This is a genomic window from Enterovibrio baiacu, from assembly GCF_004120195.1.
GTDB classification, from domain to species: domain Bacteria; phylum Pseudomonadota; class Gammaproteobacteria; order Enterobacterales; family Vibrionaceae; genus Enterovibrio; species Enterovibrio baiacui.
The window spans coordinates 355,935-375,775 of record NZ_SCHN01000008.1 but is presented as its reverse complement, the minus strand read 5'-3'; the positions used below and the strand labels follow the sequence as shown (position 1 = coordinate 375,775).

Annotated in this window: 16 protein-coding genes and 1 other annotated feature; of the genes, 5 read left to right on the top strand and 11 right to left on the bottom strand. The window is 50.6% G+C overall.

Features of this window, described 5'->3' with window-relative positions:
- Nucleotides 1-22: 22 nt before the first annotated feature.
- Complete coding sequence (gene aptA / locus EQP46_RS08600) at nucleotides 23-1,357, bottom strand: omega-aminotransferase AptA (RefSeq protein ID WP_129493249.1); 1,335 nt, start codon at nucleotides 1,355-1,357, stop codon at nucleotides 23-25.
- 199 nt (nucleotides 1,358-1,556) lie between these two features.
- On the opposite strand from aptA, the gene EQP46_RS08595 reads away from it, so the two are divergent.
- Nucleotides 1,557-3,053, top strand: a complete 1,497-nt coding sequence (locus tag EQP46_RS08595) for an aldehyde dehydrogenase (protein WP_129493248.1) — start codon at nucleotides 1,557-1,559, stop codon at nucleotides 3,051-3,053.
- A gap of 348 nt (nucleotides 3,054-3,401) precedes the next feature.
- Here the strand turns inward: EQP46_RS08595 and EQP46_RS08590 are convergent, their stop codons facing one another.
- A complete protein-coding gene (locus EQP46_RS08590; protein ID WP_129493247.1) occupies nucleotides 3,402-4,619 on the bottom strand; it encodes a bifunctional alpha/beta hydrolase/OsmC family protein in 1,218 nt (405 codons plus the stop codon).
- A gap of 188 nt (nucleotides 4,620-4,807) precedes the next feature.
- On the bottom strand, nucleotides 4,808-6,112 hold the full coding sequence (locus EQP46_RS08585; RefSeq protein WP_129493246.1) for an NAD(P)/FAD-dependent oxidoreductase: 1,305 nt from the start codon (nucleotides 6,110-6,112) through the stop codon (nucleotides 4,808-4,810).
- A gap of 278 nt (nucleotides 6,113-6,390) precedes the next feature.
- On the opposite strand from EQP46_RS08585, the gene EQP46_RS08580 reads away from it, so the two are divergent.
- Nucleotides 6,391-6,939, top strand: a complete 549-nt coding sequence (locus tag EQP46_RS08580) for a cupin domain-containing protein (protein ID WP_129493245.1) — start codon at nucleotides 6,391-6,393, stop codon at nucleotides 6,937-6,939.
- Nucleotides 6,940-7,041: 102 nt separating this feature from the next.
- On the opposite strand, the gene EQP46_RS08575 is transcribed toward EQP46_RS08580, so the two are convergent.
- From EQP46_RS08575 to EQP46_RS08540, 8 genes are all read right to left on the bottom strand, one after another.
- On the bottom strand, nucleotides 7,042-8,385 hold the full coding sequence (locus EQP46_RS08575) for an NAD(P)/FAD-dependent oxidoreductase (RefSeq protein WP_129493244.1): 1,344 nt from the start codon (nucleotides 8,383-8,385) through the stop codon (nucleotides 7,042-7,044).
- Nucleotides 8,386-8,489: 104 nt separating this feature from the next.
- Nucleotides 8,490-9,332 carry an ABC transporter permease subunit gene (locus tag EQP46_RS08570; protein WP_129493243.1) on the bottom strand — a complete coding sequence of 281 codons (843 nt, stop codon included), beginning with the start codon at nucleotides 9,330-9,332 and terminating at the stop codon, nucleotides 8,490-8,492.
- Complete coding sequence (locus EQP46_RS08565) at nucleotides 9,329-10,276, bottom strand: ABC transporter permease subunit (RefSeq protein WP_129493242.1); 948 nt, start codon at nucleotides 10,274-10,276, stop codon at nucleotides 9,329-9,331. Before EQP46_RS08565 ends, EQP46_RS08570 begins: the two co-directional genes overlap by 4 nt.
- A complete protein-coding gene (locus tag EQP46_RS08560) occupies nucleotides 10,273-11,424 on the bottom strand; it encodes an ABC transporter ATP-binding protein (RefSeq protein WP_129493241.1) in 1,152 nt (383 codons plus the stop codon). The genes EQP46_RS08565 and EQP46_RS08560 overlap by 4 nt, the downstream gene beginning before the upstream one ends.
- Before the next feature lie 181 nt (nucleotides 11,425-11,605).
- Nucleotides 11,606-12,724 (bottom strand): polyamine ABC transporter substrate-binding protein, encoded by a 1,119-nt coding sequence (locus tag EQP46_RS08555; protein ID WP_129493240.1) that lies wholly within the window; start codon nucleotides 12,722-12,724, stop codon nucleotides 11,606-11,608.
- A 150-nt stretch (nucleotides 12,725-12,874) separates the two neighbouring features.
- Nucleotides 12,875-14,263, bottom strand: a complete 1,389-nt coding sequence (locus EQP46_RS08550) for an aspartate aminotransferase family protein (protein ID WP_129493239.1) — start codon at nucleotides 14,261-14,263, stop codon at nucleotides 12,875-12,877.
- Nucleotides 14,264-14,426: 163 nt separating this feature from the next.
- Complete coding sequence (locus tag EQP46_RS08545; protein ID WP_129493238.1) at nucleotides 14,427-15,773, bottom strand: glutamine synthetase family protein; 1,347 nt, start codon at nucleotides 15,771-15,773, stop codon at nucleotides 14,427-14,429.
- Complete coding sequence (locus EQP46_RS08540) at nucleotides 15,766-16,539, bottom strand: gamma-glutamyl-gamma-aminobutyrate hydrolase family protein (RefSeq protein WP_129493237.1); 774 nt, start codon at nucleotides 16,537-16,539, stop codon at nucleotides 15,766-15,768. Before EQP46_RS08540 ends, EQP46_RS08545 begins: the two co-directional genes overlap by 8 nt.
- 427 nt (nucleotides 16,540-16,966) lie before the next feature.
- Here EQP46_RS08540 and EQP46_RS08535 point away from each other — a divergent pair, with 427 nt between their 5' ends.
- From EQP46_RS08535 to EQP46_RS08525, 3 genes are all read left to right on the top strand, one after another.
- The gene (locus EQP46_RS08535) at nucleotides 16,967-18,382 is read left to right on the top strand and encodes a glutamine synthetase family protein (protein ID WP_129493236.1); all 1,416 of its coding nucleotides are present in this window, start codon (nucleotides 16,967-16,969) and stop codon (nucleotides 18,380-18,382) included.
- 165 nt (nucleotides 18,383-18,547) lie between these two features.
- On the top strand, nucleotides 18,548-19,075 hold the full coding sequence (locus tag EQP46_RS08530) for a YchJ family metal-binding protein (RefSeq protein WP_129493235.1): 528 nt from the start codon (nucleotides 18,548-18,550) through the stop codon (nucleotides 19,073-19,075).
- A 60-nt stretch (nucleotides 19,076-19,135) separates the two neighbouring features.
- Nucleotides 19,136-19,324 carry a hypothetical protein gene (locus EQP46_RS08525; RefSeq protein ID WP_240671687.1) on the top strand — a complete coding sequence of 63 codons (189 nt, stop codon included), beginning with the start codon at nucleotides 19,136-19,138 and terminating at the stop codon, nucleotides 19,322-19,324.
- Nucleotides 19,325-19,686: 362 nt separating this feature from the next.
- Nucleotides 19,687-19,826: a sequence feature (His leader region), on the top strand.
- The last annotated feature ends 15 nt before the right edge of the window (nucleotides 19,827-19,841 follow it).

Here is a 19,841-nt window from a genome sequence, read left to right as displayed (position 1 = left end):
TTTCCCTCAGCAATAGGCACAATCAAGATGCCGATTTAATGGCTTTTTCTAATGTCGTGACGATTTGATCGATGTGTTTAGATTCCAAAATTAGCGGCGGTGACAGCGCAATGATGTCGCCCGATGCGCGCACGAGAACGCCATCTTGGAAGCATTGTGTAAAGACCTCGTAACCGCGCTTCCCTGCCCCTTGAGCACTTGGAGCAAACTGCACGCAGCCAATAAGCCCCGTGTTTCGCACATCAATGACATGATCTAATCCAGCCAGAGAATGCAGCGCGCTTTCCCACTCTGTTTCCATGTGTCGAGAACGCGCAAACAAGTTCTCATCGCGGTAGATATCAAGGGTTGCCAACGCGGCGGCAGCCGCAACGGGGTGCCCTGAGTAGGTGTAGCCATGGAAAAGCTCGATGGTATCGTCTGGGGCTTGCATGCATGCCTGATAAATCTGTTCACTGACAAGCACAGCGCCCATCGGAATCGCGCCGTTTGTCAGGGCTTTTGCTGTCGTAATGATGTCAGGTGTGACATCCCAGCGCTGCGCCGCAAACGCATCACCAACACGGCCGAACCCAGTGATCACTTCATCAAAAATCAGCAAGATGTCATGTTTTGTGGTGATTTCACGAAGGCGTTTTAAATATCCCACCGGTGGCAATACCACACCGCCAGAGCCGGACATGGGCTCCACCATCACGGCAGCGATGTTTTCTGCGCCATGCAAGGCGATGAGCTGTTCCAACGCATCCGCTTTCTCGATCCCGTGTTCAGGCAAGCCGCGAGAAAAGGCATTGCGTTCAATGTCCAAGGTATGTGGAAGGTGCGCGACGCCCGGCAGCAATTGACTGCTAAACGCTTTACGGTTGTTGACCATTCCTCCTACCGAAATGCCGCCAAACCCCGTGCCGTGATAACCCAGCTCACGACCAATGAACATGGTGCGATTTGCATGGCCTCTTGCACGCTGATAAGCCAGCGCAATTTTTAGCGCGGTATCACCTGACTCAGATCCCGAATTGGTAAAAAAGACGCGGTTCAAATCCCCCGGAGAAAGTGCCGCGAGACGCTGGGCAAGTTCATAAGGAAGGGGATGACCCATTTGAAACGTGGGGGCGTAATCGAGTTCAGAAATTTGTCGGCTAACCGCATCCGAAATTTCGCGACGACTATGTCCTGCATTACAGCACCAAAGCCCTGCTGTCCCATCAAGCACTGAATTTCCGTCTACATCCGTGTAATACATGCCTTCGGCTTTCGCTAACAATCGAGGCGTCGACTTAAATTGACGGTTAGCCGTAAACGGCATCCAGAAGTTATCTAACGGTGCATGTGCATTGTTCGGATTCTGCTCTGCCATAATCAGGTGTCCTTTGCGCTTTACGTTGTTAACGAGTTGTTGCTGAACGAGCAATATTTGCAATACTATGTCAAATATAACGAACAGTAAACACGCCATATCGATTATAAATTGAACAAAATAGGCCAATTGTAAAATATTTTGAAATGGTGCACAGTGAGCAAAGAGTGCGTTAAACACATGGATTAGAGAGGCAATTATGTCGTCGTTATCATCACGCAATGATTGGGAATCTTACGCTAACCGCCTTGAAATTCGCGGTCAGGCTTTTATCGATGGTGAGTACGTCAATGCTGTATCAGGAGAAACCTTCCCCTGCTTGAGTCCCATTGACGGGCGATTACTTGCGGATGTCGCCAGCTGTGACACTGACGATGCCAACAATGCCGTCGCCAGCGCACGCCAGGTTTTTGAGAGTGGCGCTTGGTCTCAGCTTCCTCCAGCAGAACGTAAGAAAGTCGTTATTCGCTTCGCGGAATTGATCGAAGAAAACCGTGACGAATTAGCACTGCTTGAAACCCTCGACATGGGTAAACCTATCCGCTATTCCAAGGCCGTCGATGTCTATGGCGCAGCACGCGCTATCCGTTGGTCAGGAGAAGCCGTCGACAAGATTTACGACGAACTCGCGCCCACGCCACACAATGAAATCGGCATGGTCACCCGTGAACCCATTGGTGTCGTCGCAGCGATTGTTCCTTGGAACTTCCCCATGCTAATGGCGTGCTGGAAGCTCGGCCCTGCCCTTGCTTCGGGTAATTCCGTGATCCTAAAACCGTCAGAGAAATCGCCGCTTACCGCGCTGCGTTTAGGCCAATTAGCCGTAGACGCTGGCATGCCAAAAGGCGTGTTAAACGTATTGCCGGGCTTTGGGCATACCGTAGGCAAAGCGCTCGCGCTGCACATGGATGTCGATACCTTGGTCTTCACAGGTTCAACACGCATCGCCAAACAATTGATGATTTACGCGGGCGAATCCAACATGAAACGCGTTTGGCTAGAAGCGGGGGGTAAAAGCCCGAACATTGTGTTCGCAGACGCACCGGATTTGGATGCAGCAGCAGAATCTGCGGCCTCTGCCATTGCCTTCAACCAAGGCGAGGTGTGCACCGCGGGCTCTCGCCTTCTCGTTGAAGCATCCATCAAAGATGTGTTTGTTGAAAAAGTGGTTGCCGCATTGAAGAACTGGCAACCTGGACACCCGCTCGATCCCGACACACAGGTCGGTGCCATGGTCGATCAACAGCAATTGGATACCGTGCTGAGCTATATCGGCAAAGGCACAGACGCAGGCGCAAACCTTGTTTGCGGTGGTACAAGAGTGATGGAAGCCTCTGGCGGTTTGTTTGTTGAACCTACCGTGTTCGATAACGTGAACAATGACATGAGCATCGCACGCGAAGAAATCTTCGGCCCAGTGCTCTCCGTTATTACCTTTGATACCCCAGAACAAGCCATCGCGATTGCCAACGACACTGACTACGGTCTAGCCTCTGCAGTGTGGACATCCGATATCAGCAAAGCCCACAAAACCGCAAAAGCTCTGCGTACTGGCATGGTGTGGATCAACCACTACGACGGCGGCGACATGACCGCACCGTTCGGCGGTTATAAACAATCCGGCAACGGCCGCGACAAATCACTCCATGCGTTTGAGAAATACACGGAAGTGAAAGCAACGTGGATTGCGTTGTAGCGGTAACAGCAAGTATACGAGAATAAAAACGGGCAGTGGATTCACTGCCCGTTTTTGTTGGGGGTACGAGGTACGAGGTACGAGGTACGAGGTACGAGGTACGAGGTACGAGGTACGAGGTACGAGGTACGAGGTACGAGGTACGAGGTACGAGGTACGAGGTACGAGGTACGAGGTACGAGGTACGAGGTACGAGGTACGAGGTACGACTCTCAGTGTGTGTTACGAACAATAACCGTCAAGTTCTAATTTTCAGCTCTTGCTCTAATCTGCTCTTTCTCGACACTCGCAACTCGCCATCTGGCGCTTCCTGCTCTCCCCGCTCTTCCCGCTCTTCCCGCTCTTCCCCTACTCCGCCAACGCCGTCGTAATCACGATCTTACTTTCCAGCGTTTTATGCACCGGACACTTATCCGCGATTTCCAGCAGGCGCTGACGTTGTTCGTCCGTCAAATCACCCACCAGCTCGATGGTGCGCGCGAGGACTTCGACTTTCGAATGTTCTTCATCGCAGTGTTCGCAATCCGCGCCGTGTTGGCGGCTATGGGACAGGGTGACTTTCACATCATCCAACGGGAGTTTCTTGCGATTGGCATACATGCGAATGGTCATGGAGGTACACGCACCCAGTCCTGCCAGCACATGTTCGTAAGGATCGGGGCCAAGGTTGTCGCCACCAAAATCAATCGGCTCGTCAGCAAACCACTGGTGGTGGTCAGTTTGGATGGTGCGCGTAAAGGCTTTATTGTGCTCACTCACCAGCACTTCGCCGCGTGTGACGCCAGCTTCTGCTTCTTTGATGGGCGAGGCTTTGTCGATGTAGCGTTGCGACCACGCTGCAATGAGCTCAGCCACGTATTGCGCATCATCTTTGTTGGTGAGCAGGTGATCGGCAGTGTCCAAGGTGACGAAGCTTTTCGGGTGTTTGGCACGGGTGTAGATTTTTTCCGCTTCTTTGATCAGCACGATGCTGTCGATGGGCGAGTGCATCACCAGCAGAGGCACACGCAAGTTCTCGATGTCATCGTTCTCTGCACGAATATCATCAAGGAATTGTTTTTTTATGGTGAACGGACGACCTGCAAGACTCACTTCCGCCTGCCCTTCTGCATCAATGTTTTCAACGTGTGCAGCGAATTGCTTCGACACATGTTCTGCATCCGCAGGTGCACCGATTGTCGCGACCGCTGACACTTCTGGGATGCGATGCGCTGCAGACAACACCGCGCGACCACCCAAGCTGTGTCCGATAAGCAGCAGCGGGGCTTCATAGTTATCGCGCAAGAAATCCGCCGCCGCAACAAGGTCGTCGACGTTCGATGAAAAATTGGTGTTCTCAAAGTCGCCGTCACTGCCACCAAGGCCGGTGAAATCAAATCGAAAGACAGCAAAACCAATGTTGACCAATGCGCGTGAAATGCGTGATGCCGCAGCCACATCTTTGCCACAGGTAAAACAGTGCGCAAATAAGGCATAGCCACGTACATTTTGTTCAGGGGTTTCCAGCAACCCAGCAAGTTCCAACCCGCCACTCGTGAAGGTCACTTTATTGCGTTTTCCAGTCATTTTTATCTCCTGATTTAACCCACGTCTTACAATGACACCTTCCCTGAAGGCCTTTCGAAAAGTATTGCAGACCTACTAGGAGACCGGAAAACGAGAAAAGTATGACAAGGCATCTCTCGCTTATTTTTGAGACGCTAAGTCACTGAATTTATTATTCATAGAAATCAAGTGCCGAGCATTACATTGAGCTACTGAAGCACTTCTTTGATTCGATGATACGTCATGCCAATGGCGAGCAACGGCGAGCGAAGTAACGGCCCCCCCGGAAACGTCATGTGTTTCACGCGCGCAAACACATCAAAGCGTTCAGCCGTACCCGATATAGCTTCAGCAATGACTTTGCCAGCCATGTGCGTCGCGTTCACGCCATGACCTGAATAGGCTTGCGCGTAAAAGATGTTTGGCGAATCTGGCAAGGTACCGATTTGCGGTAGTCGGTTTGCGCCTATGCCAATCATGCCTCCCCACTCGAAGTCGATCTTAATTCCTTTGAGTGTTGGAAAAACACGCTCTAAATTCGGCAATAGTGCGCCTGTGATGTCTTTAGGGTCTTTGCCAGAATACGTGCACAAGCCGCCAAATAAGAGACGGTTATCGCCCGAGAGGTGGTAGTAATCCAGCGCAATGCTTAGATCCGCAAACGCCATGTTTTGAGGAATGGTCTGACGGACTTGTTCATCCGTTAAAGGCTCGGTGGCAATGATGTAGCTTCCTGCAGGCAACACCTTTCCACCAATATAAGGTTCGAGTTTATGGCCGATATACGCATTGCCCGCCAGCAATAGGTAACGGCATGTCACTTGCCCTTTTTCCGTTTTCACTACCGGCTTGTCACCTTTCGTGATGCGCACGGCGGCGCTGTCTTCAAAGATTTGTACGCCCAATGACGCCGCGGCGACCGCTTCGCCCGCCACTAAGTTGAGTGGGTGTAAGTGACCACTTCCCATGTCGAGCATGCCGCCCGTATAGCGATCGGAGCCAATCACCTCTGCAAGGTCAGCTTTGCTCAGCATTTTTATGTCATGGGGGTAACCTGATGCCGTTAACGCATCAAAGTCTTCTTGTAGCTCTTTGATGTGAGCAGGTTTTAACGCGAGATCGCAATAGCCCATCGCCAGATCGCAGTCGATATTAAATTCGTCCACGCGATCTTTGACGATCTGCACCGCTTCCACGCCCATTTGGTTGATGGCATCTACGCCCTCTCGCCCAATTTGGTTGGTGAATTGCTCTATCCCATGGCCGATACCACGAATAAGCTCTCCGCCGTTTCGACCCGATGCGCCCCAGCCAATCTTGTTAGATTCAAGCAACACCACGGAATACCCGCGCTGCGCCAGTTCAATCGCACTGTTCACGCCACTGAACCCGCCGCCCACAATACACACATCGGCAGAAATGGATTCTGACAATTGCGGATAGCGTTGCGGGTATTTAGCTGTCGCTGCGTAGTAAGACGACGTGTGCGGCAAATTCGTTGTCGCGGTGCACATGGCGGCATCCTCAATGTAAAATATAATTAACAAAGACTAACGCATTCATGGACTTTCGTTGGCGCGTTTGGTCTCAATTCTTATTGGTTACTCACAAAACACTTGATTACCCACGGTGAGTCAGTAGGATCTCATGTTCAAAATCTATTACAGTTATACCCAGACACCTGAAGATGCTCGCTGATTCCTGCATCTAACGGTGGTTTGCTTTTATTTTGAGTACCTCGGGATTCGAGCGTGCTCAACCACTTTCAGGAAACAAAAAGGAGACGCTGACATTGGATATCGGTGCCAACCTTAAAGCAGTAAGAAAAAGCCGTGGTTTGTCCCAACGCGAACTCGCAAAGCGTGCGGGCGTCACGAACAGCACCATCTCAATGATCGAGAAAAACAGCGTCAGCCCTTCCGTCAGCTCCCTCAAAAAAGTGCTCTCAGGCATCCCTTTGTCATTGGTTGAATTCTTTTCTGCCGATATCGCGGAGGCAGACACCGCGCCGGTTGTTTATCGCCAAGACGATCTTCTTGAAATCGGCTCAGACCAAGTGTCCATGAAAGTCGTGGGCAAAGCGTTTCCAAATCGTTCTCTGTCTGTACTTTCGGAAATCTACCCACCGAACACCAACTCCGGTGATGACATGCTCCAGCACGACGGTGAAGAGTCTGGCATTGTGATTGAAGGTCGCCTTGAGCTTACCGTCGGTGATGACGTTTACGTGCTTGAAGCGGGCGATAGCTACTACTTCGACAGCAACCGTCCACACCGTTTTGCCAATCCTTTCGAGGAAACCTGTCGCATTTTCAGTGCGACAACACCAGCGAACTTCTGAGGGCTTTTGCCGTCAATCACACCGCATTCAAAGCACTCAAAACATCGCCTCCAACGGCTTCGTTGTGGAGGCGATACGTTACTTCTTTAAAAGCGCTCAACATCAAATACCAAACTTATCCCGCACCGTGTAATACCACGCCCCTAACATCGAAAACGGCACGCGCAGCATGTGCCCGCCGGGGAACGGTAAATGCGGTAAAGATGCAAACGCATCATAGCGCTCAGCTTGTCCTTTCAACACTTCCGACATCAATCGCCCAGCAAGGTGCGTGTAGGTGACGCCATGGCCGCTACAGCCTTGGGAATAATAGATATTGTTGCCAATGCGCCCAACTTGCGGCAAGCGTGACAAGGTCATTAAGAAGTTGCCCGTCCAGCTATAGTCAATGTTGACGTTTTCTAGCTGGGGAAAGGTTTTGAGCATTTTTGGGCGAATAATGGCGTTGATGTCTGAAGGGTCACGAGCGCCATACACCACGCCGCCTCCATAAATCAGGCGTTTGTCGCCGGATAAACGGTAATAATCGAGCAAGTAATTGCAATCTTCAACGCAGTAATCTTGCGGCAAAATGGCCGCTGCTTGCTCATCAGATAACGGCTCTGTCGTGATCACTTGTGTCCCGCAGGGCATGGATTTAGCTTTCAGTTCCGGCACTAATCCGCCAAGGTACGCATTCCCCGCCACGATCAAAAACGATGCCGTGACCGACCCATGCTCGGTGAACACTTTCACTGGCTCGCCGCGCTCAACACGCACAACGGCCGAGTCTTCATAGATTTTTCCGCCAAGGCTTTCAACGGCAGCCGCTTCCCCTAAAGCGAGGTTTAGCGGGTGAATATGACCGCCGCTTTTATCGAGCAGGCCGCCCACGTATCGGTCAGTGTCTACCACCTTACGCATGTCTGATTGAGAAAGCATTTCAAGTTGATCGTTTCCATAACGCTCCCACAATGCTTTTTGGTGCTGAATTTCTTTAAGCTGTTTGTCGTTTAGTGCGGCAAATACGCCACCGTCTTTGAGGTCACAGCGGATACCGTATTTTTCAACGCGCTCGCGGATAATGCGCCCGCCTTCAAAGGCCATATCGCCGAACAAGGCCGCGTTTTCTTTGCCGACGGCTTTCTCGATCACATCAATGTCGCGGCTATAGCTGTTAACGATCTGTCCGCCATTTCGCCCTGACGCTCCCCACCCTACACGCGCCGCTTCAAGCACAGTAACACGAAAGCCCGCTTCAAGCAGATGCAACGCGGACGACAAGCCGGTGTAGCCTGCGCCGATAATGCAGACATCGGTTTCAATGTCTGCGGTTAACGCATCGCGAACCGGAGAAGGATTGGCAGACGCCGCGTAATACGAAGGCGCATGCGCCACGGCAGCATTAAGAATCCCAGACGCCGCAGCGCCTGCATCGTGGTCACTCGAACGTGTTTGTTCCAGCATGATGTTATCTTCCCTAAATGATAAAGCGTTTAACGGTTCTGGGTTTTCGGTCCTGGGTCCTGGGTCCTGGGTCCTGGGTCCTGAACCAAATTGTTCGGCCCTTGCTATGACGCCGACAAGTCTTCGTTCATCCGTTTCATGTCTTCCAAGGATTTCCGTTCAGCGCGTCGTGCCACGTACCAAGAAAGAAACGCAAACAAGGACACAGCGAGAATGATCAGGGTCGCGAGCGCATTGATTTTCGGTGACACGCCCAGCCTGACAGAGGAGAACACCACCATCGGCAAAGTCGTTGAACCTGGACCTGAAACAAAGCTCGCGATAACCAGATCATCAAGCGACAAACTAAAGCTCAGCAACCACCCCGCCACCAGCGCGGGCGCTATCATGGGCACGGTGATCACAAAAAAGACTTTCAGCGGCGTTGCACCTAAATCCATACCGGCTTCTTCAATGGAAAAATCGAGTTCCCGCAACCGCGATGACACCACCACAGCCACATAAGCCGCACAAAATGTAGAGTGTGCAATCCACACCGTCGTCATGCCGCGCTCTGCTGGCCAGCCGAACAACTCGCCCATTTGCACGAACAAAAGCAACAGCGACAAACCGATGATCACATCTGGCATCACCAAAGGTGCGGTGATCATATTTGATAGGCTTAAACGTCCCCATGAGCGTCTAAATCGCGTCATGACGAACGCTGCCAATGTGCCAATGATGACGGCCATGGTTGAGCTATAAAACGCGATACGAAGGCTTGTCCACACGGCTTGCAGAATCTGTTCGTCTTTGAACAGCTCTGCATACCATTTGGGCGAAAAACCGCCCCACACGGTAACAAGCTTGGACGCGTTGAAAGAGTAAATCACCAAGATCAGCATGGGTAGATAGAGAAACACCAACCCGACCCAGAGCATCACGGTAGAAAATTGCCAACGTTTCATCGGTCAGCCTCCATGTCTTTGGATTGATAGTGATGGAACAAGGTGATCGGAATGATCAATAACAACAGCATCACAATCGCCAAGGCCGATGCGACAGGCCAATCTCGGTTATTAAAGAATTCCTGCCACAGCACCTTCCCTATCATCAAGGTTTCAGGGCCGCCCAAGAGTTCGGGTATCACAAACTCACCCACCACGGGAATAAACACCAACATAGAACCCGCAATGATGCCGCCTTTCGACAGCGGTAAGGTTACTGTCCAGAAGGTATTGAAGTTACGTGAGCCGAGGTCGGAGGCCGCTTCCAATAAGCTCCCGTCAAGCTTCACCAAGTTGGCGTAAAGCGGTAGCACCATGAACGGCAAATAGGTATACACAATGCCGATATACACAGCGACGTTAGTATTTAATATCTGAATCGGGTCGCTGGTGACACCCAGCCAAATGAGCGAGCTATTTATGATGCCGGTATTGCTCAGCAGTCCCATCCAAGCGTAAACGCGGATCAGAAATGACGTCCACGATGGCAGCATGATCAGCAGGAGTAACAAGGTTTGCATACGCGCAGGAGCGCGGGCGATGGCATACGCCATGGGGTAACCCAACAACAAGCAGCCTAACGTAGAAAAGAAGGCAATTTTGAGGGAGCTGAGATACGCCAGGTAATACAAATCGTCATCAAGAATACGGATGTAGTTTTCGAGGTTGATGGCAATCTCGAGCACTTCATCGGCGTATTGCGCGATGGCTTCGTAGGGTGGAATGGCGATGGCTGCCGTTGAAAAACTGATTTTTAAAACGATGGCAAACGGCAGTGCAAAAAAGAGTAACAGCCAGAAAAACGGGAACCCCATGGTGAAGTGACGGCCTTTAGGGAAAAGGACACGCGACTTATGGGGTGCTGCTGTTTTGGTGCCGTTTTGTGAGGGGGTTGTGTTCGTCATACGCGCAATACCACACCACTGGTGGCCTCCCAGCTGATGAAGACTTCATCGTCCCACGTGGGTCTGTCTTGACGACGCGTCACATTGGCCATGCTGCACATGACAATCTTGTTGGATGGCAGTTTGACGTAGTACACCGAAGTGCCACCCAAATACGCGATATCGTGAACAATGCCTTTCGCCCAATTGTATTGCTCGTCAGGTTGTTCGCGCCCGATGAGGGCTTTTTCAGGCCTGACCGCTAACCACACCTTTTTGTCTTCAAGGTTGGTTGCCACACCATAACCGACATACATCGGCTGCGGCGTTTCTTGTGATTCAATGATGCAATGGTCGGCTTCGTCGGTGACGATTTCCCCTTCGAACAGGTTCACCGAGCCAATAAATTCAGCAATCATTCGGCTGTTCGGGCTTTCGTAGATATCTGTCGGTGTGCCCGTTTGCGCTATCCATCCTTCATGCATGATGGAAATGCGTCCCGCCATGGTCATGGCTTCTTCTTGGTCATGTGTCACCATCACACAGGTCACGCCGACACGTTCCAGAATCTCAACCACTTCTAACTGCATTTGTGTCCGCAGTTTTTTATCCAGTGCGCCCATAGGCTCATCAAGCAACAATAGCTTCGGCCGCTTGGCAAGTGAACGCGCCAATGCCACACGTTGACGCTGACCACCCGAAAGTTGGTGCGGCTTGCGATTCGCAAAGGCTTCCATGCGAACAAGGCGCAACATTTCGTCGACGTGAACTTTGATCTCGTCTTTCTTCATCTTGTCTTGCTTGAGCCCAAAGGCAATGTTTTGCGCCACGGTCATGTGGGGAAACAAGGCATAAGACTGAAACATCATGTTGATCGGTCGATCGTAAGGAGGGATATCGGTGATGTCTTCACCATCGAGAAAAATGCGCCCGCTTGAGGGTTTCTCGAAACCTGCCAACATTCGCAACAAGGTTGATTTTCCCGATCCTGAACCGCCAAGTAACGAGAATATCTCGCCTTGGTCAATGGTCAGAGACACATCATCAACGGCACGCACATCGCCAAACAACTTGCTGACGCGATCGATTTTCAACAGCGGCTCTTGTTTCGCCAAGCCCTGTTCCGCGCCGTGCTGTAAATTACTGGGTTGCGGGTTACTGGTCGTCATGAGACCTCCTACTAACTGCTGCAATCGCCGTCACTGCTCTGGAAGGACAACCACCTAACATTCGACATGCCTCGGCAGTTCATCTCACTAAGTGGCTCTCCTTCGAGCGACACATTTGGTGTAGAAACACGCCGCGCTAAACCTTCGAGTCAGCGCGGCGAAAGCCTGCGACAAGGCGTCGCTATTGCCCCGTTTTCATGCGGGTCCAAATGCGCGTTCGTACGCGATTGATTTTCAGCGGCAGGACTTCAGAAATGAACAATCTATCCATCACTTCTGGCGTCGGGTAAATCGAGGGGTTCTCCAAGATGTCTTTTTCAATCAGATCGTTGGAGGCTGGGTTCGGGTTCGCGTACACCACGTAATCCGTGATGGGTGCAATCACTTCTGGGCGCAGCAAGTAGTTCATGAAAGTGAGTGCGTTTTTGGCATTCTTCGCATCAGCAGGAATGGCCATCATATCAAACCAAAGCTGTGCACCTTCACTGGGGATAGCGTAGTCAACAACCTGTCCATTCCCTGCTTCATCGGCACGGTCTGCCGCTTGGAAAATATCGCCTGAGAAGCCGTAGGCGAGACAAATATCCCCATTCGCAAGATCGGTGATGTAGCGAGAAGAGTGGAAGTAGGTGACATAAGGACGAATTTTGGCGAGGGCTTCACCCACCGCTTTGTAGTCTTTCTTGTTGGTAGAGTTTGGATCTTTACCCAAATACTGCAGCACTTGCGGCATGACTTCGTCCGCTGAATCAACGACAGCAATCCCGCAGTCTTTCAGCTTGGCCGCGTATTTCGGGTCTAGGAGTAAATCCAATTTGTTCTCAGGCAGTGGCTCACCCAGTGCCGCTTTGACTTTTTCTACGTTGTAGCCAATACCGTTGGTGCCCCAAAGGTAAGGGATTGAATACTGGTTGCCCGGATCGGCCATTTCGAGGCGTTTCATCATGGCTGGGTCAAGGTTGCCGCTGTTGGTCAGAAGCGCTTTATCCAGCTTTTGGAATGCACCTGCTTGGATTTGTTTGGCGAGGAAATTACTGGAAGGCACTACCAGGTCATAACCAGAGTTTCCTGACAGCAGTTTGGCTTCGAGTACGTCATTACTGTCGTACACGTCATAGGTCACTTTGATGCCTGTTTCTTTTTCGAAGTTCTCGATCGTATCTTCGGCGATGTAGTCGCTCCAGTTGTAGATACGGAGGATTTCTTCTGCATGAGCACCGGTAGAAACCACCAGCCCCGTTGACGCCAATAGCCCCGCAAGGGCAACTGCGGTGGTCTTATTTCGGATTGCCATTTTCATGTTCTCTCCTTTGGGTCCTTTCCGTACGGAGATAGAGCGCACTATCACATCCCTGTCTCCCAACCAGATCTATCCAATCTGGCGTGATGGTTTGCGCACACCGAAATGCGCGCATGAGATCGTGTCCTGTTGATGTCCCTTACATTAACGCTACACCGCATCGAGGCGTTTAAGATGCTCGAAGGTGAGATCCAACGCCAAGCTCGCTTTTTCAACAAGTTCATCCACTTCCGAATGTGAGATGACAAGCGGTGGGCTGATGATCATGGTGTCGCCGCAAGCCCGCATGACAAGACCGTTTTCGACACTCAGGTCGCGACAAATTTCACCAATACCCACTGATTCATCGAATCGCCCGCGCGTTGCTTTGTCTTTCACCAATTCAATGGCGGCAACAAGTCCAACGCCACGCGCTTCTCCCACCAAGGGGTGGTCAGCCAGTGTTTGCCATTTGCGTTGCAAGTAGGGGCCAATGTCTTCTTTGACATACTGGACCAAATTCTTTTCTTTCATCACGCGCAGATTTTCGAGCGCCACAGCCGCAGAAACGGGATGCCCTGAATAGGTGTACCCGTGGTTAAAATCACCGCCCATTTCTTCGAAGGTATTCGCCACGCGGTCGCTCACAATCACGCCGCCCATCGGGATGTATCCGGAGGTCATGCCTTTCGCGATCGGCATAAAATCGGGCTTGATACCAAAATGTTGGCTACCGAACCATTCGCCCGTTCGGCCAAAGCCACAGATCACTTCGTCAGCGACCATGAGGATGTCGTATTTTTCAAGAATGCGGCCTATTTCAGGCCAATAAGTAGAAGGAGGGATAATCACGCCACCCGCCCCTTGGAAAGGTTCAGCAATAAAGGCGGCAACCTTGTCTTCGCCGAGTTCGAGAATGGCTTTTTCGAGTTCTTGTGCGGCTTGGATACCAAACGCTTCTGGCGTGAGATCCCCCCCTTCACCAAACCAATAAGGCTGGGGAATGTGGTGAATACCCGGAATGGGCAAGCCGCCTTGTTTGTGCATGGCTTTCATGCCACCGAGGCTCGCACCGGCAACGGTAGAGCCGTGATAGCCATTGTGGCGGCCAATAACGGTGAATTTTTCAGGTTGGCCTTTGAGTGTCCAGTAGTGACGCACCATGCGCAGCACAGTGTCATTGGATTCCGACCCAGACCCCGTGAAGAACACCTGATTCATGTGGTCAGGCGCGAGATCAGCAATCTCTTTGGCAAGTTCAACCACGGGAGGATGCGCGCATTGGAAAAAGCTGTTGTAGTAAGGCAGTTCCTGCATTTGGCGTTGCGCAGCATCCGCTAAGCGCTTTTCACCATAGCCAATATTGGTGCACCACAGACCAGCCATGCCATCAAGGATACGGTTACCGTCGCTGTCCCAAATGTACACCCCTTCCGCTCGCACAATCATTCTCGCACCCTTTTCACGCAGCGACTTGTGATCACTGAAAGGGTGAAGGTAATGTGCATTGTCTAATGCTTGTAGGGTTTGTGTATCTTGGTTTTGCACGGCGTGTGTCATACGACCTCCACATCCATGTTGGTTTGTCATCGGCAACCCGCGCTACGTCATGCAGGTTGCCACCTTTTCTTCATTGTTCTTTTCTCGCTGGTTTCTTTCTTTGTTTATTGGCTTCTTGGCTTTTCATTTGGGCTTGGGTTCGATGCCCCTAAACCGATAACGGTTAGACCGTTAGCAACAAGAACTCACGCTCCCACGAACTGATCACGCGCTTGAAGTTCTCTTGTTCTTTGCGTTTCACCGCGATGTAGGCCTTCGCAAACGCATCACCGAGATATTCCGCCACTTCGTCACACGCTTCCATGGATTCAAGCGCGCTCTCTAGGGTGTAGGGCAGTATTGGGCTTCGAATTTCGTAATTTCGTCCTTGTGCGGGTGACGTCGGTTTTAACTCTTTCATCATACCGATGAAGCCACACAATAAGCTCGCTGCGATCGCCAAATAACTGTTGGCATCAGCACCCGGTAGACGGTTTTCAACGCGGCGGTTTTGCGGAGAACAATTCGGGACGCGCAAGCCACAGGTACGGTTTTCTTCACCCCATTCCACGTTCACAGGCGCAGACGTATCTGGCAGGAAGCGGCGGAAGGAATTCACGTTAGGCGCAAACAACGGCAGCATTTGAGGGATGTATTGTTGTAAACCCGCAATGTGACCGTAGAAAAGTGATGAGCTGGTGCCATCTTCGCTGGTGAAGACATTCTTGCCCGTTTTGGTATCCAAAATACTTTGATGCAAATGCATCGCGCTGCCCGGCTCGTCAGTGATGGGCTTGGACATAAACGTCGCGACCACATTGTGTTTGAGAGCCGCTTCTCGCAGCGTACGTTTGAACACAAACACTTGGTCTGCAAGTACCAGAGGATCGCCATGACGGAAATTGATTTCCATCTGCGCCACACCTTCTTCGTGGATCAAGGTATCGATCGACAAACCTTGCGTTTCACACCACTCGTACATGTCTTCGAACAGAGGATCGAACTCGTTGGCTGCATCAATGGAAAACGACTGACGACCGGTCTCAACACGCCCTGAGCGCCCAATCGGTGGCTCTAGCGGTAAATCCGGATCGGCACTTCGCGCGGTGAGGTAAAACTCCATTTCCGGTGCAACAACAGGTTGCCAGTTTTGCTCTTCATACAGTTTGAGCACTTTTTTAAGCACGTTTCGAGGTGTCAGGTCGATAGGGTTTCCCATCTTGTCGAAGGTGTCATGAATGATTTGTGCGGTTTTTTCGACAGTCCACGGCAAGAGGTACACAGCGTCCTCGTCTGGCTTACAAATGAAGTCGATATCCGCTTCATCTAACAACGCGTAATAAATATCATCATCAACATAATCACCGGTCACAGTTTGAAGCAATACACTCTCAGGTAGGCGCATTTCGCCTTCACTGATGAACTTGTCGACAGGGGCGATTTTGCCGCGTGCAATTCCAGACAAATCGCCGACCACGCACTCTACTTCTGTGATTTCATTGTCTTTTAACCATTTCTTTAGCTTATTCATTGGCTTTCTCACGTTCTTTCGCTCGCTGTCTGCAGGCATTTCCGAATACTTCGAAGATAGCTGAATAAAAAGGATTTTTTGTGACCTTCCACTCAGGATGCCATTGCACACCTAAAGCAAATTGTTTCGCATTGATAACGGACATGGCTTCGATCAAGCCATCAGGGGCTGTCGCTTCAGGTCGCAATCCTTCACCCAACCTGTCTATACCTTGGGTATGAACAGAATTAACGTCAGCAGAAGTGCGACCCCACGCCTCGCAGAGAATGCCCCCAGGTTCAATGTTTACGGTGTGAGAAAGTCCGTATTGAATATCAACCGGCGCAGTTTTGTCTTCGCGGTGTTCAATGAAACCACCCACGTCGTGCAATTTTTGATGAAGCGTCCCGCCCATCACCACGTTCATTTCTTGAAAGCCTCGGCATATCGCCAAGAAAGGTACGCCCATTTCTAACGCAAGTTTCATTAGAGGGAGAGTGGTGGCATCACGCGCAGGATCATGCTCTGTTCCCGGCTCGCTGGGTGTACCTGAATAATGATGGGGTTCAATGTTGGACGGAGATCCTGTGAAGAGAATGCCATCGAGTGATGAAAGCAGATCGCGCATAGGCAGCGCATCACCCAACGCAGGAATAATTAATGGACAGCAATTAGCACCGTCTGACACCCCTTTGAGGTATTTGTCTCCGGCGATATGGAAAGGATGTAACCCTAGCTGGCTTGTGCAGCCGCTCACTCCGACCATAGGCATTGCTGAGCGAGTCATAAACACCTCTTTATCAATCCATCTCTTTATCGATCCAAGGTCCGCACTGGTTATGTGTCCACATCACACAATGCTCGCCCTTTATTTCACGTTCCTCGTATTTCACATCCATTACGTTTCAATACGTGATGAGGCGGCGATTTAAAAAGCCTGTGATGTTTTACATTATCTGTTGTGCGTTCGTTTTTTCACACGCTACACGTTAAAAATAAATTACGCAAGAGAGCCAATCAACATTTGCGTTCGTTTTATTTTTCATTTTCTTAACATTGGTAATGGTTTGATTTATCGCACCTTATCGCATTGATTTTATAAGATAAGATGTTTTTTGTGAGCCGCGACGCGGTTGACATTCAATAGGGTTTACTATTCACTCAGAGATATCACTAGGAGTGATTGATATAATTTACACCCAGACAGGTGACATATGCGATATCAAACAGACAAGGCTTTGTTCAAGGAAAAAGATACCGCGCTGCCCGACCCTGACGAGGCATCGCAATTTCTCGCAGAACACCCAGAAATGGAATTCATAGACCTGTTACTGATTGATATGAATGGCATTGTTCGCGGGAAACGCGTCGAGAAAGACAAGCTACCAAAAGCTTATGAGCACGGTATCGCCCTTCCTATCTCTATCTACGGCATGAACATCAAAGGCAATCCAGTAGAAGAAACAGGATTAGGGTTGGAGATTGGTGAATCCGATGCCATCTGTTTTCCCGTCGCCGGCTCGCTCACCACTCAACCTTGGCAAAAGCGCCCTATCGCACAATTGCTGCTCGAAATGTACGAAGATCCACAAACCCCTTTCTTCGGTGATCCCCGCATGATCTTGCGACGCCTTGTCCGACAGATAAAAGACAAAGGCTTAACGCCTGTGTCGGCCTTTGAATTGGAGTTCTACTTAATCGACAGTCAGGAATCTGGCCAAGCACCACTGCCGCCGATTTCCCCCGTGACAGGCCGACGCCCCGAAAACACACAAGTTTATTCGCTGGATGACTTGGACGAATACTCTGAGTTCCTCACTGGCATCATTGATGCTGCGCGAGAACAAGGCTTACCTGCCGACACCATCGTCGCAGAATCCGCCCCCGGGCAATTCGAGATTAACCTTACCCATACCAATGATCCGCTCGCAGCCTGTGACTATGCCCTTTTGCTTAAACGCGTGATCAAGCAAGTGGCCCACGAACATGAGCTTGATACCACCTTTATGGCAAAGCCTTATGCTGATCAAGCCGGTAACGGCATGCACGTTCACATCAGTTTGGTCGATGAAGAAGGCAACAACGTCTTCCAGCCACCTGAAAATGGGGAAATGACAGACACATTGCGCTGGGCCTTAGGCGGTATGTTGGCCTTGATGCAGGATTACATGGCAATCCTCTGTCCGAACATCAATTCCTACCGTCGATTCAGCCCGGACTTCTACGTGCCGAATGCCGCGACTTGGGGGATTGAAAACCGTACCACGGCGCTGCGTATCCCGGGGGATGCGCCGGAAGCGACACGCATTGAACACCGCGTGGCGGGCGCAGACGCAAACCCTTATCTCATGATGAGCGCCCTGCTGGCCTCAGTCCTTTATGGCATTGAAAACAAAATCGAGCCCTCAGAGCCCATTGTCGGCAATGCCTACGACAAAGAAATAGAATTTGATGCGTTACCCACCAACCTGCGTGATGCGCTGCGCGTGCTTTCGCAATCTGAGCCAATGCGTGAATACCTCGGCACCGATTTCGTGGATGTTTTCGTCACATGCAAAGAGAAGGAATTGGAAGAGTTTGAACAGCATATAACGGGCCTAGAATACGATTGGTATTTGCACGCTTTTTAGGTAAGTAACTGTTTATACCCAAACAACCTGAAGGCGGCCTGTTCTCAACACGTCGCCTTTTTCACGGCTATCGCAGACGCAAGCAAGGCGCATTCAGGCTTATCTTGACTCTGTTTCGGTTGCCTTTGAAAATAGGCGCGATTTTACTTTATCGAGCGTCTTTTCATGACCACAAACCTCATGACCGAAAAACAACCTAGCATTGATCTTTCTCTTGCGCGCGAGTCAGCGTGCCCGTGTTGCAGCACTAAACTGTACCGTGACTGTTGTGAACCTGTTCATATCAACCACGCGAATGCTGACCACCCTGAGAAGTTGATGCGCTCACGCTACAGCGCACATGCATTGGGCTTGGTGGATTTTGTGATAGAGACGTATCACCCATCCTGTGAAGCAGAGAAGCACCGCGATGCCATTGCCCAATCCGTCAACAGTGAGTGGTTGGGCCTAGAGGTGATCGCAAGCTCTGTTGAAGCCGAAGGCAACCTGGGTTACGTGCAATTCAAAGCGCACTACGCAGAAAACGGCAACGAGTATTGTCTGCAAGAAAAATCCCGTTTTGTCACCGAGCAAAAAGGCAATGACACAGTATGGTATTACCTTGATGGCGAATACCCGCAACAGCAAAAAGTTGGCCGCAATGACCCATGCCCGTGCGGCAGCGGGAAAAAACACAAAAAGTGTTGCGGTTAAAAAACACTCAAGTCGCACTGATTGACGTCGATAACATAGGGGAACGGATCATGAGGATTGATGATGACTTGGTTCCCCAAATTGACAGAAGCACCGCTTAAGAAAGTCGGTACGATCTTGAAACAAGACAAGACGAAATCTAACGCCGAGCGCGACATTGAAAATGACGAGCAAGAGGCATCGAACAGCGGGGCCGCCAATAGCACGGACAAAAAGAAAAAAGACGGGTTACTTGATATTTACGTCTAGAGCCCATTAAACACACAAGTCTGACAGAAAATCCTCTGTTCGATACCAAGGTATCGCCCTGTAATCAAGAAAGCAGCGCCGTTATGCCCTCGAAAGGCGTTGCAAAAAAGAGTCATCTAACTGTCACTAAAGTGTCTTCCAAATGCGAGTCAACTCAGTATTTCTTGCCTTTCCCCGCGAACCCCTTCTGTAAATGTAGAAACCCACAAATTACTTGTTGCAATATTTAGTGAGTTTGTTAGTGTTGATGCCAAGTAAACGTTAAACCTATTTGTTACGCACATTACAAACATTGCGTGCTGGTTTACACAAGTACACAGACAAGGTAGTCAAGTAAATATGCAAAAATCGCTCATGACCATTCACCATCATCACCATCCTGAGTAGTCTTTCGGGAAGATTGGTTTCGACTGGAAGACAAGGATTAGGTTCTTCCAACGGTCATTGAAAGCGAATACAAGATTCAGACCCCCGGAAGCGAACCTTCCGGGGGTTTTTTACATTTTAGGATTTAAAA